Raw genomic sequence first — 15,212 nt, forward strand, 5'->3', positions numbered from 1 at the left:
ACCCATGGGACCCCAGCAGAGGCTGGGGTAGAGGTCTATAGACGTACATGCCCCATCTGGAGGCTATCATGGGGCGGAGGAAAGCGTCAACGGGGTGGACCCATGAATTTTCATTCACATTCGTGACCATCCCGGGCCGGTCACGGCTTCGTGACGGCCCCGGGCTGGGCATGACTGCCACACCGGCCCCTCCGGCAGAACGGGCACCGCCGGCGGGCCAGGACACCGCCTGCCGGCGGCGAACACAAGGGGCATGGAGCAGTATCCCGTTCCCCTGTTGGAAGTACGTGATCTTGCGAAGCGGTACCCGGACGGGCCCAAGGCTCTCGACGGCGTCAACCTGCGCATCGACCCGGGTGAGCGCGTGATCCTGCTCGGCCGGAACGGTGCGGGCAAGACCACCCTGATCCGGTGTATCCTGGGCCTCGTCCAGCCCGACCGGGGCCAGATCTGGTTGGGCGGTGTGCCGGTTCACCCCGCGCGATGGCGCGCCCAGGGCGTGGGCGTGATGTTCGAAGACGCGGGCAACAGTTACGCCTACCTGACGGCCCTGGAAAACGTACTGTATTTCGGCTTGCTCAACGGGTGGCCGCCGGCGGAAGCCGGCCGGCGCGCCCTTCAGGCCCTCACAGCATTGGGCCTGGATCAGCAGGCGGGCCACCTCACCCAGTCCCTTTCCCGGGGCCAGCGCCAGAAGCTGGCGCTGGCTGTAGCCCTCACCCGAGGGGCTCCGCTGTTGCTGCTGGATGAGCCGACCCTGGGTCTGGACATCGAAGCCCAGCACAACCTGCGCCGGTTCATCCGGGACGAGATGGATCCCGCCCTCGGCCTCCTCATTGCCACCCATGACGCCAGCTTTGCCTGCGCCGTCGGTACACGCTACCTGATCCTTGAAGGTGGCCGGATCCTGATCGAGGCGACACCCGATGAGGTTGGCGGACCCGAGGCACTGGAAGCCCTTTATCTGGCCGTGGTCAGGAAGACAGCCACCGGGACGGAACACCCACACGCGATCCGGCAGGCAGCGGGGCGGCTTACCTCCAAGGGCGCATCGAGAGCTGAATCTTCCCGCAGCCTGACCCTGCCGCCGGGGGCGCAACCCCGTTTCGGCAACGCCTTGCGGGCGGCCTGGATCAAGAAGCGGGCGGAGTACCGGCGGTACTGGCTGGACTTCCTGGTGGGTCTCTCCATCAAGTGCATCTTCTTTCTGGGCGCCTTGTTTGCGGTCCCCGGAGCGCCGCCGGCGGAACTGGCCTTGCGGGTGCTGGGTTTTGGACTCTGGTACCTGAGCGCCCACGTGGTTGCCAAGATGGGGAACATGGCCCTGGAGGAGGCCTATCTGGGAACGGCCCAGCAGGTCCTGGTCACCCGCACCCACCCTGCCCGGTGGCTGGCCGCTACGGTAGGCGTGGAGCTGGCGCTCTCCTGCACCTGGGTTGCCATGTTCACGGTCATCGCGGCGGTGTTGACCGGCCCCCGTGCCCTGTTGAGCGGATGGGGAACCGTGGGCTGGCCAGCACTTCCCCTGGCTCTGGCGGGCCTGGGAGGGATGATCGGTTGCGGCCTGGTCGCCCTGGGACTATCCCTTCGTTACAAACAAGTCGGTTCGCTGGTAGAGGTGTTCCTGTATTACCTGCTGGTTTTCTCAGGGTTCTTTCTTCCTCCGGGTGCCATACCGGTTCCGCTTAAGGTTCTCAATGCCGTCTCGCCGCTGGCGCGGGTGGTGGACGGCCTGCGGTCAACGTGGCAGGGTGGGCCGCTGGGGCCGGTGCTGCTTGCCGCTTGGGGCGTGGCGTTCCTCTGGCTTGGGGTGGGATGGCTGGTGGCGCGGCGGCAATGGGCCTGGGCGCGCAGGACAGGGCGGCTGGGCAGCATCGCCTGACGGGAGGAGGATCGGTCTTGGGACGAAGCAGCGTCGCGGAAGTGGCTGCGGTGTTCCTCCGGCTGGGGGTGGTGGCCTTCGGCGGGCCCGCCGCCCACATTGCCATGATGCAGGAAGAACTGGTCCGGCGCCGGCGCTGGCTGGACGACCGGCGCTTCCTCGACCTGCTGAGCATCACGAACCTGATCCCCGGGCCCAACTCCACCGAGCTGGCCATGCACCTGGGGATGGAACGGGCCGGCTGGCGGGGATGGCTGGCCGCAGGCGCCTGCTTCATCGTGCCGGCGGCGGTGATGGTCGGGGTGCTGGCCCATGCGTACACCGTCTACGGCCGGACGCCGGTGGCCGAGCGCCTCTTCGAAGGCGCGCTGCCCGTGGTCCTGGCCATCGTCGTCCAGGCGCTGTGGAGCCTGGGCCGCACCGTCTTCCGCCCGGCCGCCCGACCGGCCGCAGCGCCTGCCGGCGGCGACCGGCCGGAGCCTGGCGGGCGGGGGGTCCCCGTCCCGGTTTCCCGGCGCCAGCTGGCCACCGCCCTGCGGGCCGGCGCGGGCTCGGCCGGCGGGGTTCCGGCCGCGGCAGGCCGGGCCGCGCTGGCCCTGGCGATCCTGGCCCTCTACCTGGCCGGTGTCCATGAGCTGCTGCTGCTTCTCGCCGCAGCGGCCCTGGGGGGCGGGGCCGCCGCCCTTCGCCACCAACCTCACCACCAGTCCCGCCAGCGGCCGCCGCGGTCCACCCTGGCGGTAGGCGTCCTGGGAACGGCCGGCGGCCCCGGCCTGGGCAGCGTCCTGCTGGCGGCGGCGGGTACGGCGCCGGTACCCTTCAGCCTGGGTACCCTGTTCCTCACCTTCCTGAAGATCGGGTCGGTCCTTTACGGCAGCGGGTACGTGCTGCTGGCCTTCCTGCAGCGGGACTTCGTCCAGCGGCTGGGCTGGCTCACCGAGCGGCAGCTGCTGGACGCCATCGCCGCGGGCCAGTTCACCCCCGGGCCCGTCTTCACCACCGCCACCTTCGTCGGGTATGTCACCGGCGGCTGGGCGGGGGCAGCCGTGGCCACCGTGGCCATCTTCCTGCCGGCCTTCGTCTTTGTGGCGGCCATCCGGCCCCTGGCGGACCGGCTGCGGCGCTCCCCGGTCCTGGCAGCGGCCCTGGACGGGCTCAACGTTGCCTCCTTCGCCCTGATGGCGGGGGTCACCTGGCAGCTGGCCCGCACCGCCGTGTTCAACCTCTGGACGGCGGGGCTGTTCGCCGGCGCCCTGCTCATCCTGGGACGAACCCGGCTCAACTCGGCCTGGCTGATTGCGGCGGGCGCGGCCACCGGCCTGCTGCTGCCCCGCTGACCGGGCGACGCCACCCGGGCAAGAAACGAAGCCGAGCAGGCGACTTTGGGAAACCTCCGGCCTGCCCGGCTTCAGCTTCGTTTTCGCTCCGCGGCGCCCGTCCCTTGCAATCCGGCTCAGGACGCGGGATCTTCGCGGTCTACCGGTTTTCCGGCATCCCGGCCCCGGTGTGCCATCCGGTGACGGTTTACTCCACGGTCACGCTCTTGGCCAGGTTGCGCGGCTTGTCGACGTCCGTGCCCTTGGCGACGGCCGCGTAATACGCCAGGAGCTGCAAGGGGACCGCCGCCACCACGGGCATCAGCAAGGGATGCACCACGGGCAGCTTCACCGTCTGGCGTGCGTACCGCTCGAAGCCGCCCAGGTCGCGCCGGACCACGGCGTAGACGGTGGCGCCGCGGGCCCGGACCTCCTCGATGTTGCTGATCATCTTCTCCCGCAGGGCCGGCTGGGTGGCCAGGGCGATGACCGGCGTCCCCTGCTCGATCAAGGCCAGGGTGCCGTGCTTGAGCTCGCCCGCCGGATAGGCCTCGGCGTGGATGTAGGAGATCTCCTTCAGCTTGAGCTGGCCTTCCAGGGCCGTGAAGTAGTCGAGCCCGCGGCCGATGAAGAACGCATCCCGCCAGCCGCCGGCCGCCTCCCCGATGGCCTTGATGTCCTCCTCCACGTGCAGGGCGGCCTCCACCGCCTCGGGCAGCTGGCGCAGGCTCTCCAGCAGGTTCTTCCGGCCCAGGGGCCCGGTGAAGCCCGTCAGCTCGGCCAGGTGCACGGCCAGCAGGGTCAGGGCGACGATCTGGGTGGTGTAGGCCTTGGTCGACGCCACGGCGATCTCGGGCCCGGCCCAGGTGTAGACCACGTCGTCGGCCTCGCGGGCGACGGAGCTGCCGACCACGTTGGTGATGGCCAGCACCCGGGCACCCCGGCGCTTCGCCTCCCGCATGGCGGCCAGGGTGTCGGCCGTCTCGCCCGACTGGCTGATGGCGACGAACAGGGTGCGCTCGTCCACCAGGGGTTCCCGGTAACGGAACTCGGAGGCGATCTCCGTCCACGCCGGGATGCCGGCCAGCCGCTCGATCAGCCGGCCGCCGATCAGGCCGGCATGGTAGGCCGTGCCGCAGGCCACCAGATAGACCGCCCGCAGCTGCTGGATCCACTGGGGGTCGAACCGCACCGTGTCCAGGATCACACCCTCCCCCGAGGGGTGCACCCGCCCCGAGAGGGTATCCCGCACGGCCCGCGGCTGCTCGTGGATCTCCTTGAGCATGAAGTGGGGGTAGCCGCCCCGCTCCGCCTGGCCGGGATCCCACTGGACGAACATCGGCTCCCGTTCCACCGGGGTGCCGTCAAGGCGCAGCAGCTGGACGCCGTCGCGGGTCAGGACGGCCATCTCGCCCTCTTCCAGCGGGATCACGCGGCGGGTGTGGGGCAAGAGCGCCGGGATGTCCGATGCCAGGAAGTTCTCGCCTTCACCCAGGCCCACGATGAGGGGCGAGGCCTGCTTGACGGCGACGATCTTGCCGGGCTCCCGCCGGGTCAGCACCGCCAGGGCATAGGCACCCTGCAGCCGCTGGGCGGCGCGGCGCACCGTCCCCACCAGGTCGCCGTCGTACAGCTCTTCCAGCAGGTGGGCGACAACCTCCGTGTCGGTCTCCGAGGCGAAGCGGTGACCCCGGGCCGCCAGTTCGTCCCGCAGCTCGGCGTAGTTCTCGATGATCCCGTTGTGCACCACCACGAAGGCGCCCGTGCAGTCGGTGTGGGGATGGGCGTTCTCGTCCGAAGGGCGGCCGTGGGTGGCCCAGCGGGTGTGGCCGATCCCGGCCGTGCCGCGCAGGGGTCGCTGGCTCAGCAGTTGCTCCAGGCCGTCGATGCGCCCCTGGCGCTTGCGGACGTCCACCGTGCCGTTGTAACTGACGGCGATGCCCGCCGAATCGTAGCCGCGGTATTCCAGCGCCCGCAGGCCGCCGATCAGGATGGGAACGGCCTGCTTGGGTCCGACGTAACCGACGATGCCGCACATGTTCGCCATGTCCCTCCTCGCAGCCTCCGCCTGGCTACACCTGTTGCGCAGCCGCTGCCTCGAGCGTTGAACCGGGATGCATGCGAGCCGGCCGGCCTGCATGCGGGCCCGCCGGCCGGTCAGGACGGAACGGCCCGCCTGCCCGGGGTGCCCTGGCGTGCAACCGCACAGGACGGCCCCTGGGCCGGCGCCGCAGGACCAGGACCCCACAACCCGGGCGCACACGAGAACCCCCGGTCGCGCCGCGCCGACCGCAGCGGCAGCCGCCAACGATGCGCGCAGGGCGCCCTTTGGCACGGCCCGTTGACACGGACACCCTTCTGGGAAAACAGCACGGGGAAACCCGCTGAGGGCATGGGGAAGGGCGATGCACTGGAGGCGGGATGGCGGGTGAGGGTTCGCGCCACCTGGCCCGTCTTGTCCCCGGGATCGCTCCCGGGTTTTGCCGGGCCGCTCACGGTCGTGGCCAACCGCCGGGCGATCCGCCGAAACCTTCGATACGCCCGGTCCTCGTCAACTCGCCGGCCTGCCGCCGGCGAGTCCTGGCGCTAGCAGGCTCCGTTCCTGCTTTCGGTCTGTCCTGGCAAACCCTCATGGTGCACCGCGACGAACCCGCTACCGGACGGTCCGTGACGGCCGCACCTCGCGGCTCCCTTTCCCCATGGGCGGCGTTCGGATCGGCTTCCGCCTTACCGGCTACCAGCTCCTGCCCGCCACCGGCCCTCGGCCCTCACCTCCTCCCCGGACACCGGCGCTCACCATGCCGCCGCGCGCCCCCGGTGCCCTGCGACTCCCTTGCGCGGGGGTGCCTGGCCGGCGACCCGGTGCTGGGCCGGGCAACCCGCCAGGGCACCACCCTGTTGCAGGCACCCCATTCTATGCGCCCCGGCCCGTCCCCTGTCAATCGGCCGGCGACCCGAGGGCGCGCCGGATGGCGCCCGCCACCGACTCCGCCAGCTCTCGGACCAGGGCAGCATCGTCTCCCTCCACCATGACCCGGATCAGCGGTTCGGTGCCCGAGGCCCGCACCAGAATGCGACCGTCCTCGCCCAGCCGCTGCCGGGCCGCGGCGATGGCCGCCTGGATGGACGGCTCCTCCTCCCAGCCGTCCCGCCGGGCAACGGGCACGTTGAGCAGCACCTGGGGCACGGGCTGCACCACCGCCGCCAGCTGGGAAAGGGGCTTGCCCGCCCGCACCATGACCGCCGCCAGGGCCAGGCCGGTGAGGATGCCGTCCCCCGTGACGGCGTGGTGTCGCAGGATGATGTGCCCCGACTGCTCGCCGCCCAGGACGAACCCGCCCTGCTCCATGGCCTCGAACACGTGCCGGTCGCCCACCCGGGTACGCACCAGCTGCAGGCCCGCGGCCTTCAGGGCCCGCTCGAGCCCCAGGTTGCTCATCACCGTCGCCACTACCGTGTTGCCCGCCAGCTCGCCCCGGGCGGCCATGTCCAGGGCCAGGATGGCCAGGATGGCGTCGCCGTCCACGATGTGGCCGCGCTCGTCCACGGCGATGACCCGGTCGGCGTCGCCGTCGAAGGCCAGGCCCAGATCGGCCCCCTGCTGGCGCACCACCTGCGCCAGCGCCTGAGGAGCCGTGGAGCCGCAGCCCACGTTGATGTTGGTGCCGTCGGGCGCGTCGTGGATCACCGTCACCCGGGCCCCCACCGCCTGCCAGGCCGCCGGCGCCCAGGGAGTGGCGGCGCCGTGGGCGCAGTCCAGAACCACCCGGAGACCCTCCAGGCCGGTCCCGGCCACCTGCCGGAGGTGGGCCAGGTACCGGTCGCCGGCGTCCGCCGCCGCCTGCCGGCGCCCCACGGCTCCGCCCACCGGCGGGACGAACCCGGCCCCGCCGCCGGCTTCGGCCACCAGTCCCTCGACGGCTTCCTCCAGCTCGTCGGGCAGCTTGCGCCCCTGCGGGTCGAAGAACTTGATACCGTTGTACTCCGGCGGGTTGTGGCTGGCGGAGATCACGGCCCCGCCCGTAGCTCCCAGGGCCCCGGTGAGATACGACACCCCGGGCGTGGTCATCACCCCCAGGGGCACCACCAGAGCGCCGGCCGACATCAGGCCGGCGCTCAATGCCGCCTCCAGCAGCTCTCCCGATGCGCGGGTATCCCGGCCCACCACGATCCGGGGCTGTCCGCCGCCACGCTCCTCCAGCACCCGGGCCAGGGCCCGGCCCAGGGCCAGGGCCAGCTCCGCAGAGAGCTCGGTGTTCGCCACGCCGCGGACGCCGTCGGTTCCAAACAAGCGCGCCATACCGGTCCTCCTGTTCGACTACTCCAAGACATTCAGGAACTCTCGGGGGCGTCCGCCTCGGCGCCCCCGCCGCCGGCCCTCCGCTCCGGGCCGTCACCGTCCCCCGGCGCCTTCTCCATCGCCCGCAGTCCCGCCGTTCCCTCCGGCTCCGGTCCCGGCCCCGGGAGCGTTCCCGGCGCCGCCTGCGCGGGCCGCCGGTTCAGCCGGGCGAATCTCGACGGTGACCCGCACGGTCCGCGGGCTGCCGGACAGCACGACTCCCTCCGGCAGCGCCAGGCCCACCTCCCGGGTCACCGTCCGGTTCAGCCCGCCGATGTTGACCGGTTCGGTCTGGAGGAACTCCAGTTGCTGCAGCAACCGTTCCTCGCGCGCCCGCACGGTGACCTCGGCAGGCTCGATGGTGATGTTGCCGATCTCATGGCCTTCGGCCGGCGTTCCCTCCAGCCGCGCCTGGACCGGCACCACCTTCTGCGGCATGAAGACCACCGGCACCGTCACCTGCACCGTCTGGGGCTCCAGCACCAGGGCCTGGGGATACACCGCCTCCACCGGACGCCCCGACGCGTCCACCGGGACCAGGGTCACCGAGTGGGCGATGGTGCTCTGGATCCCGCTGACGGGAACAGAGGCCACCACCCTGGCCACCCGTTCGACCAGGCTGCGGGCACCGCTGACGGTGACCTGCTCCACCGAGACCGCCGGGTTCTCGATGATGTAATCCGGTGCCGGCTCGCCGTTCAGCTGCAGCTCCACGGGCACCGTCTTCTCCATGCGCTGCTCGAGGCGCACCGTCACGTACTGGGGACTGACCCGCACCACCCGCAACCGCCCCCGGGCGGGGATCACCGTCACCGGCCGGGTGGTCTCGCCCGGCCCCGCACCGCTGAGGTCCACGGTCACCCGGGCATCGCGGGCGCCGAGATCCTCGAGGAACTCCGGCGGGCCGCTCAAGGTGACGTCCACCGCGTGGGGTTCCAGGGAGAGCACCGCCAGCCCCGGGTCGAGGCCCTCGGGGACGACCTCCACGTCATACACCGTCCGCGCCTGGTCGGGGTTCTGGCTGCTCATCACGCCGAACCAGAGGATGATGGCCAGGATCACGGACAGGACCTTCAAACGCGTCTCGCTCTCGAACAGCCGCTCCATCAGGACGACCCCCGCATCCAGGGCAAAAGGGACGGCGTCTCCTCCGGCGCCAGCAGGGACGTCAACAGCTCTTTCAAGGTGGCCTCGTCCAGGTTGCGGATCAGCTTGCCGCCCTGGGCCAGGGAGACGCGGCCCGTCTCCTCCGAGACCACGATGGCCACGGCATCGGAATGCTCGCTGATGCCCAGGGCCGCCCGGTGGCGGCTGCCCAGCTCGGGTCCCGGCCCGGCCTCCTCGGTCAGGGGAAGGAAGGCGCCGGCGGCCATCACCCGGTTGCCGCGGATGATCACCGCCCCGTCGTGCAGGGGCGTGTTGGGGATGAACACGTTGACCAGGAAGGGCGCGGAGACGATGCCGTCGATGATGATCCCCGTCTCGATGATCTCGTTGAGGCCCGTCTCCCGCTCGATCACCACGATGGCGCCGACCTTGTTGCGGGACAGCTGTTCGACCGCCCGCACCACCTCGTCGATCATGCGGGCCACGTCCTGCTGGGGCAGGGCGAAGAGCGGCCTCGCGAAGAAGCGCCCCCGTCCCAGCTGCTCCAGCGCACGGCGCAGTTCGGGCTGGAAGACGATGGGCAGGGCGACGATCAGCGCCAGCTGGGCTTGCCGCAGCAGCCAGTGGATGGTGTCCAGGCGCAGCCAGCCGCTGATGCTGGTGAAGACCACCAGCACCAGGATGCCGCTCAGGATGGGAACGGCCCGCGTCCCGCGGATCAAGAGGAAGAACCGGTAGAACAGGTAGGCGACCAGGGCGATGTCCACCAGGGAGATCAGCCAGTCGACCCAGGTCATGGTGAAGAGGAACGCGGGCAGCGGCACCTCAGGCCTCCCTCCCGGGACTGCCGCGCCCGGCCGGCAACGGCTCCCGCGCGGCAGCAGGCTCTCACCCCGGCCGGATCCACCGTGGCCGGCCCCGTGTCCCCGGCCCCGTCCCCAGGCGAGCACGGGCACGGGAAGCCGGCCCCCCGGACCCCGGCACCGGACCCTCCGCCCCAGGGCGCGGCTTGCGGGCCGGCGGCCGGCAGGCGGATCCGGACCGCCCCCTGGTTCGACCCGGCGCCGGGCCGGCGGCTACCCCGTGGCCGGCTCGGGCCGGATGTAGTACGCCAGGCTCTGCAGCTCCAGCGTCAGGTCGATGTTCTGCACCACCACCCCCGGTGGCACCTGGAGGGTCACCGGGGCGAAGTTGAGGATCGCCTCGACGCCGGCGGCCACCAGCCGCCGGGCCACGGCCTGGGCCGCCCCCGCCGGAACGGCGATCACCGCCAGCCGGATCCCCAGGCGGCGGATCACCGCCTCCATGGCGTCGGCCGGCTGGATCTCCAGGCCTTCGATGCGCTCGCCGATGCGGGCCGGGTCGCTGTCGAAGATGGCGACGATCCGGACGTCCCGGTGGCGGGTGCGGTTGTACCGCGCCAGCGCCGTACCCAGGTGCCCGGCCCCCACCAGGGCGATGGGCACTTCCCTGTCCAAGCCCAGGATATGCCGCAGCCGGTCCACCAGCACATCGATGCGGTAGCCCACGCCCCGGGTGCCGAAGGCACCGAAGTACGCCAGGTCCTTGCGGATCTGCTCGGAAGAATAACCGGTACGGGCAGCCAGGTCGGCGGAGGAGACGATCTCGTGGTCCTCGGCCCGTAATTCCTCGAGGGCCCGCAGGTAGACGGGAAGCCGGCGGATGGCCACGTCGGGCACGCGGGCGGGGGCGCCGCCGGTCTCCTGGTCCGGGACGACCGCCGGCTCCGGTTCGGCCCCCGCCTTTTTGCCCGCCGCTGGCGCCCGGCCGGACAGCCTGGGCTCCCCATCCCCTGGCCTGACCGCCATGCCCGCCTCCCCTGGGTTCCCGATCGCGGCGACGGTTGCCGCCAACCGGCCCCTCCGGCCCACCCGGGCACCCGGCCCCGGGCGGCGCCGCCCCCTGCCCGGCCTCCGGCCGCCGGCGGCACCGGTTCGTCCCGCGACGCCTAGTGCTTCCGATCCAGGATGAACCGGGCCAGGGCCCTCAGATTGGGCTCCATCGGCGCACCGGCCAGCTCATCCAGGGCTTCCAGCGCATCACCGACAAACTGCTCCGCCCGGCGGCGGGCATATTCCAGCCCGCCCACCGCCTCCACCCAGCCGGTCACCCGCTCCACCGTGGCATCGTCCACCTGCCGGGCTTCCAGGCGCTCCAGCAGCCAGGGCTGGGGATCCCGGGCCAGCGCGAACAGGACGGGCAGGGTGAGGACGCCGCTGCGCAGGTCCGTTCCCCGGGGCTTGCCCAGCTGCTCGGGAGTGCCCGTCAAGTCCAGGATGTCGTCGATGACCTGGAAGCCCATGCCGATGCCGTACCCGTAGCGCCGCAGGGCCTCCGCCTGCTGCTCGGTGGCGCCGCCCATCAGGCCGCCCATCAGGCAGCAGTGGCTGATGAAGTGGGCGGTCTTCTTGTAGATCCGGCGGTAGTAGCCCTCCTCCCCGGTGCTGGGGTCGAAGAGCTGGGCCTGCTGCTCGATCTCGCCCGTGGACATCTCGTAGACCGCCTCGGCCATGACCTGCACCACGCGGTTGTCGCCGTCGGCGGCCAGCAGGGAGAAGGCCCGGGCGAACAGAAAGTCGCCCGTCAGCACCGCCGTCCCGGTACCCCACCGCACGTTGACCGTGGGCAGCCCCCGGCGGGCGGTGGCGCCGTCCACGATGTCGTCGTGGACCAGGGTCGCCATGTGGATCAGTTCCACCGCCGCCGCCACCGGCAGCAGCCGCTCGCGATCGTATTGGAAGTTGCGTGCGGCCAGGAGGACCAGGGCGGGGCGCAACCGCTTGCCGCCGCCACGCTGCAGGTAGGTGGCCAGTTCGACGATGTGGGGATCAGGACCGTCCAGGGCCCGCCGGATCGCCACCTCGACCGCGGCCAGGTCGTTGCGGATCGGTTCGAAGACCGCCCCCGCCGAGACGGTCACCGATGCTTGCCCTTCGCCTGCCATGCATCTTCCCCCGGCGCACCCGCGGCGCCTGCGGCGCTCCCCGGGGCAGGAGATTCCGTCAACACGCGGGACATGATTCATTTTACCCTTCCTGGTACCGGGCCGCCAGCGCCTGGAGCCGGCGGATGCGGTGCCCCACGGCGGACTTGCTCAGGGGCGGATCCAGCAACTGGCCCAGGTCCCGCAGGCTGGCCGACGGGTGCTCGATCCGGACCCGGGCCACCTCCCGCAGCGATGGGGGCAGACCTTCCCATCCCACCGCCTCGACCAGCCGGCGGATGGCCGCCACCTGCCGCAACCCGGCGTCCACGGCCTTGCGCAGGTTGGCCGTCTCGGCGTTGACCAGGCGGTTGACCTGATTGCGCATGCCCTTGACCACCCGGTGGTTCTCCAGGGCCAGGACCGCCTGGTGGGCTCCCAGGCGCCCCAGGAACTCGGCGATCTGGTCGGCCTCCTTGAGATAGAGCCCCACCCGGCCCCGGCGCCGGGCACGGCCGGGCCGCAAGCCCCAGCGGCGCAGTTCGGCAGCCACCCGCCGCGCGGCGGCCGCCCCCGGGACCACCACCTCGGCGTGATACCCGTGCCCGGGCCCGCTGACGCTGCCTGCCCCCAGGAAGAGGCCCCGCAGGAACGCCTCCCGGTCCTGGCGGCGCCGCGGCTGTTCCCCGGCACCCGGATCGGGGAGGCCGGCCAGCACCAGGCCCGAGCCGCCGGCCCCGGCGGGCTCGGGCGGTTCGTCCAGCCAGAGCTCGTAGACGTTGCCCCGGCCCAGCTTGCCCCGCCGGTCGACCACCAGGCGCGGCGTGACCCCGTACCGGGCCCGCACCAGGCGAACCAGGAGGCGCGCCGTGGCGGCGCTTTCCGTACGCCAGCGCCAGCCCTTCCCCTCCACCGGCATCCCGCACCCCAGGCACAGGCCGGCCAGCTCCCAGGCCAGGGCCGCGCCGTCGGCCGGCCAGAGCCGGGCCAGCTCGTCCTTGACCTGGCCCGAGAAAGTGTCCCGGATCAACGGCATCCCTCCAGGAACCGCAGCGGCGACGCCGGCGGGCCCCGCTCGAGCACCCGGGCCGCCGGGGTCCAGAACCCCATCCGGGAAGCGCCGCCAGCGGGCGGAACCGCAAGCGGCGGTCGCGGCAGGCCGGCTTGGCCCGCCCCGCGCCCCGCGGGCCGCCTTCAGGCGTCCCGCACCACGCGGGCCGGTTCGTCCGCCCCGGTCTCCTCGCGCCACAGGCGCTCGCCCAAAAGGAAGAAGTCCAGCCGGCGGCGCGGGTTCACCCGCGGCCGGGCAGCCAGCAGCACCCGCAGCAGGGCGCGGGCCAGCCGCTGGGGGTCGTGCCGGACCAGGTCGTCCCCCGCCAGCAGGCGTGCCGCATGCACCTGCAGGCCCATCTGGCGCAGCCGCTCCCGGTCCAGGCGCACCACGTCCTGCCCCTGCTGGCGGTAGCGCTGGAGGAGCGCAGCCGGCGGCTGCTGGACGTTGACCAGCACGTGGTGGAAAAGCCCTGGGCCCACGGCGTCGATCAGCGCCCGGGCGTGGTCGGCGGCGGTGTAGCCCGTGGTCTCCCCGGGCTGGGTCATGGCGTTCACCACCAGCACCTTGACCGCCCGGGAGCGGCGCAGGGCGTCTCGGATGCCGGGAATCAGCAGGTTGGGCAGGATGCTGGTGTACAGGCTCCCCGGGCCGAGCACCACCAGGTCGGCCGACTCGATGGCTTCCACGGCCGCCGGCGGCGGCTCGACCCCCGAGGGCTCCAGCCACACCTTGTCGATGGGCGCTGCATCGGCGGCGATGGCCGACTCCCCCCGGACGATCCGGCCGTCGGCCATGCGGGCCACCAGCGTCACGGGCGTCAGCGTCGACGGCAGCACCTGCCCCCGCACCGCCAGCACCTTGCTGGACTCGTACACCGCCTGCTCGAAGTCGCCCAGCAGTTCCGCCAGGGCGCCGATGAAAAGGTTGCCCAGGCTGTGGCCTGCCAGGGTGCCCTGGGTGAAGCGGTGCTGGAAGAGCTGGGCCATCAGCGGTTCGGCGTCGGCCAGGGCCACCAGGCAGTTGCGGATGTCGCCGGGCGGCAGGATCCCCAGCTCGCCGCGCAGGCGGCCCGAGCTGCCGCCGTCGTCGGCCACGGTGACGATGGCCGTCACGTTGCCGGTGTACTCCTTGAGGCCGCGCAGGAGCACCGACAGCCCCGTCCCGCCGCCGATGGCCACCACCCGCGGCCCCCGGTCCAGGCGCCGGCGCAGCACCAGCCGGTCCATGGCGGCGCCGTTGGCTCCGCCGGCCGGAGTGAGCAGTTCCGCCACCACCCGCAGCACGCGGTAGGTGGCCCCCACGGCCAGCAAGGCCCCCAACGCCATCACCGCGACCCCCGGCCAGGGTTCGGGGACGAACCGGCCCGTGGCCGCCAGCACCTGGCGGCGCAGCCACCCCTCGGCGGCCGCCCACAGGTCGGCCCCGGCGGCCATGGCGCCGCCCAGGGCCACCAGGTAGAGGCCCGCGGCGAACACCACCAGCCATCGCTTGATCCGCAGGCCCGGCAAGAGCCAGTATGCCAGCTTCATCCGTCACCCTCGCTTCCCCTGGGCCCGCTCCGCCAGGGAGCGCTCCACGTCGCGGTGTTCGACCAGCACCCGGTGCCCCTGGTTGCGCAGGTGGGCCGCCAGCGCCTCGGCGATCACCACCGAGCGGTGCTGGCCGCCGGTGCAGCCCACGGCCACGGTCAGCTGGGTCTTGCCCTCGTTGATGTACTGGGGCAGCAGGAAATCCAGCAGGTCCTGCAGTTGCTCCAGCAGCCGGCGCGCACTGGGCCAGCGCAGCACGTAATCCCGCACCCGGTCGTCCAGGCCCGTCAGGGGCTGCAGGTCGGGCACGTAATGGGGGTTGGGCAGGAAGCGCACGTCGAAGACCAGGTCCGCGTCGGCCGGCAGCCCGTAGCGAAAGCCGAAGCTCACCACGTGGGCGATCAGGCGCGGCGTCTCCGGCCCGCCCCACAGCTGGGCGATGCGCTCCCGCAGCTGCCGCGGCGAGAGTTCGCTGGTATCGAGGATCACGTGGGCGCGGCCGCGCAGGGCGCCCAGCCGCTGCCGCTCCGCCCGGATCCCCTCCAGCAGCCGGCCCTGGGGGGCCAGGGGATGGCGCCGCCGCGTCTCCTTGAACCGCTTGACCAGCGCCTCGTCGGAGGCCTCCAGGAACACGATTCGGTAGAACACGCCGGCCTGGTCCAGCTCCTGCAGCGCCTCCACCGCCTGGTCGAACCAGTCCCCGCCGCGTACGTCCATCACCACCGCCACCCGCCGCACGGGGCTGTCGGGCTGGCGGCAGAGGGCGGCGAAGGGCGCCAGCAGGGCCGGGGGCAGGTTGTCGACGCAGAAGAAGCCGAGATCCTCCAGGGCGTGGATGGCCTGGGTCTTGCCCGCGCCGGACAGCCCGGTGACCACCACCAGCTGCAGGTCCCGCCCGGCACCCGCCTCCTGGCCCTGGCCCGCCGGCGCGGCGGCCTGCGCGGCCACGGGTACGCCAGGCTGCGGTACCGCCGGCGAAGCGGCCTGCGGCACTGCCGGCACGGCGGCCTGCGGCGCCCCGGGCGCGACAGCCGGTGCCAC

General features: G+C 72.3%; 11 protein-coding genes. 2 read left to right on the forward strand and 9 right to left on the reverse strand.

Annotation, left to right across the window (positions count from 1 at the left end; genetic code table 11):
- Window positions 1-253: 253 nt before the first annotated feature.
- Window positions 254-1,882, forward strand: coding sequence for an ABC transporter ATP-binding protein/permease (locus ACZ5T9_RS01185; RefSeq protein WP_006904611.1), 1,629 nt, complete (start codon window positions 254-256; stop codon window positions 1,880-1,882).
- A gap of 17 nt (window positions 1,883-1,899) precedes the next feature.
- Window positions 1,900-3,219, forward strand: coding sequence for a chromate transporter (locus tag ACZ5T9_RS01190; RefSeq protein ID WP_464833506.1), 1,320 nt, complete (start codon window positions 1,900-1,902; stop codon window positions 3,217-3,219).
- A 187-nt stretch (window positions 3,220-3,406) separates the two neighbouring features.
- Here the strand turns inward: ACZ5T9_RS01190 and glmS are convergent, their stop codons facing one another.
- From glmS to rapZ, 9 genes are all read right to left on the reverse strand, one after another.
- Entirely contained in the window at window positions 3,407-5,236 is a 1,830-nt protein-coding gene (glmS, locus tag ACZ5T9_RS01195; RefSeq protein WP_464834466.1) for a glutamine--fructose-6-phosphate transaminase (isomerizing), read from the reverse strand.
- Window positions 5,237-6,136: 900 nt separating this feature from the next.
- Window positions 6,137-7,498 carry a phosphoglucosamine mutase gene (gene glmM, locus ACZ5T9_RS01200; RefSeq protein WP_464833508.1) on the reverse strand — a complete coding sequence of 454 codons (1,362 nt, stop codon included), beginning with the start codon at window positions 7,496-7,498 and terminating at the stop codon, window positions 6,137-6,139.
- Window positions 7,499-7,591: 93 nt separating this feature from the next.
- Complete coding sequence (locus ACZ5T9_RS01205) at window positions 7,592-8,644, reverse strand: CdaR family protein (protein ID WP_464833509.1); 1,053 nt, start codon at window positions 8,642-8,644, stop codon at window positions 7,592-7,594.
- Window positions 8,644-9,468: a diadenylate cyclase CdaA gene (gene cdaA, locus ACZ5T9_RS01210; protein ID WP_006904616.1), complete on the reverse strand. Its 825-nt coding sequence runs from the start codon at window positions 9,466-9,468 to the stop codon at window positions 8,644-8,646. The genes ACZ5T9_RS01205 and cdaA overlap by 1 nt, the downstream gene beginning before the upstream one ends.
- A 252-nt stretch (window positions 9,469-9,720) precedes the next feature.
- Window positions 9,721-10,473, reverse strand: a complete 753-nt coding sequence (locus ACZ5T9_RS01215; RefSeq protein ID WP_006904617.1) for a redox-sensing transcriptional repressor Rex — start codon at window positions 10,471-10,473, stop codon at window positions 9,721-9,723.
- Between the two features lie 140 nt (window positions 10,474-10,613).
- Entirely contained in the window at window positions 10,614-11,609 is a 996-nt protein-coding gene (locus tag ACZ5T9_RS01220; RefSeq protein WP_464833510.1) for a polyprenyl synthetase family protein, read from the reverse strand.
- An 82-nt stretch (window positions 11,610-11,691) separates the two neighbouring features.
- Entirely contained in the window at window positions 11,692-12,618 is a 927-nt protein-coding gene (gene whiA / locus ACZ5T9_RS01225; protein ID WP_006904619.1) for a DNA-binding protein WhiA, read from the reverse strand.
- Between the two features lie 164 nt (window positions 12,619-12,782).
- Complete coding sequence (locus tag ACZ5T9_RS01230; RefSeq protein ID WP_464833511.1) at window positions 12,783-14,171, reverse strand: gluconeogenesis factor YvcK family protein; 1,389 nt, start codon at window positions 14,169-14,171, stop codon at window positions 12,783-12,785.
- A gap of 3 nt (window positions 14,172-14,174) precedes the next feature.
- The gene (rapZ, locus tag ACZ5T9_RS01235) at window positions 14,175-15,059 is read right to left on the reverse strand and encodes an RNase adapter RapZ (RefSeq protein WP_040827522.1); all 885 of its coding nucleotides are present in this window, start codon (window positions 15,057-15,059) and stop codon (window positions 14,175-14,177) included.
- Between the last annotated feature and the right edge of the window lie 153 nt (window positions 15,060-15,212).

The sequence above is a fragment of the Thermaerobacter nagasakiensis genome (assembly GCF_055396825.1).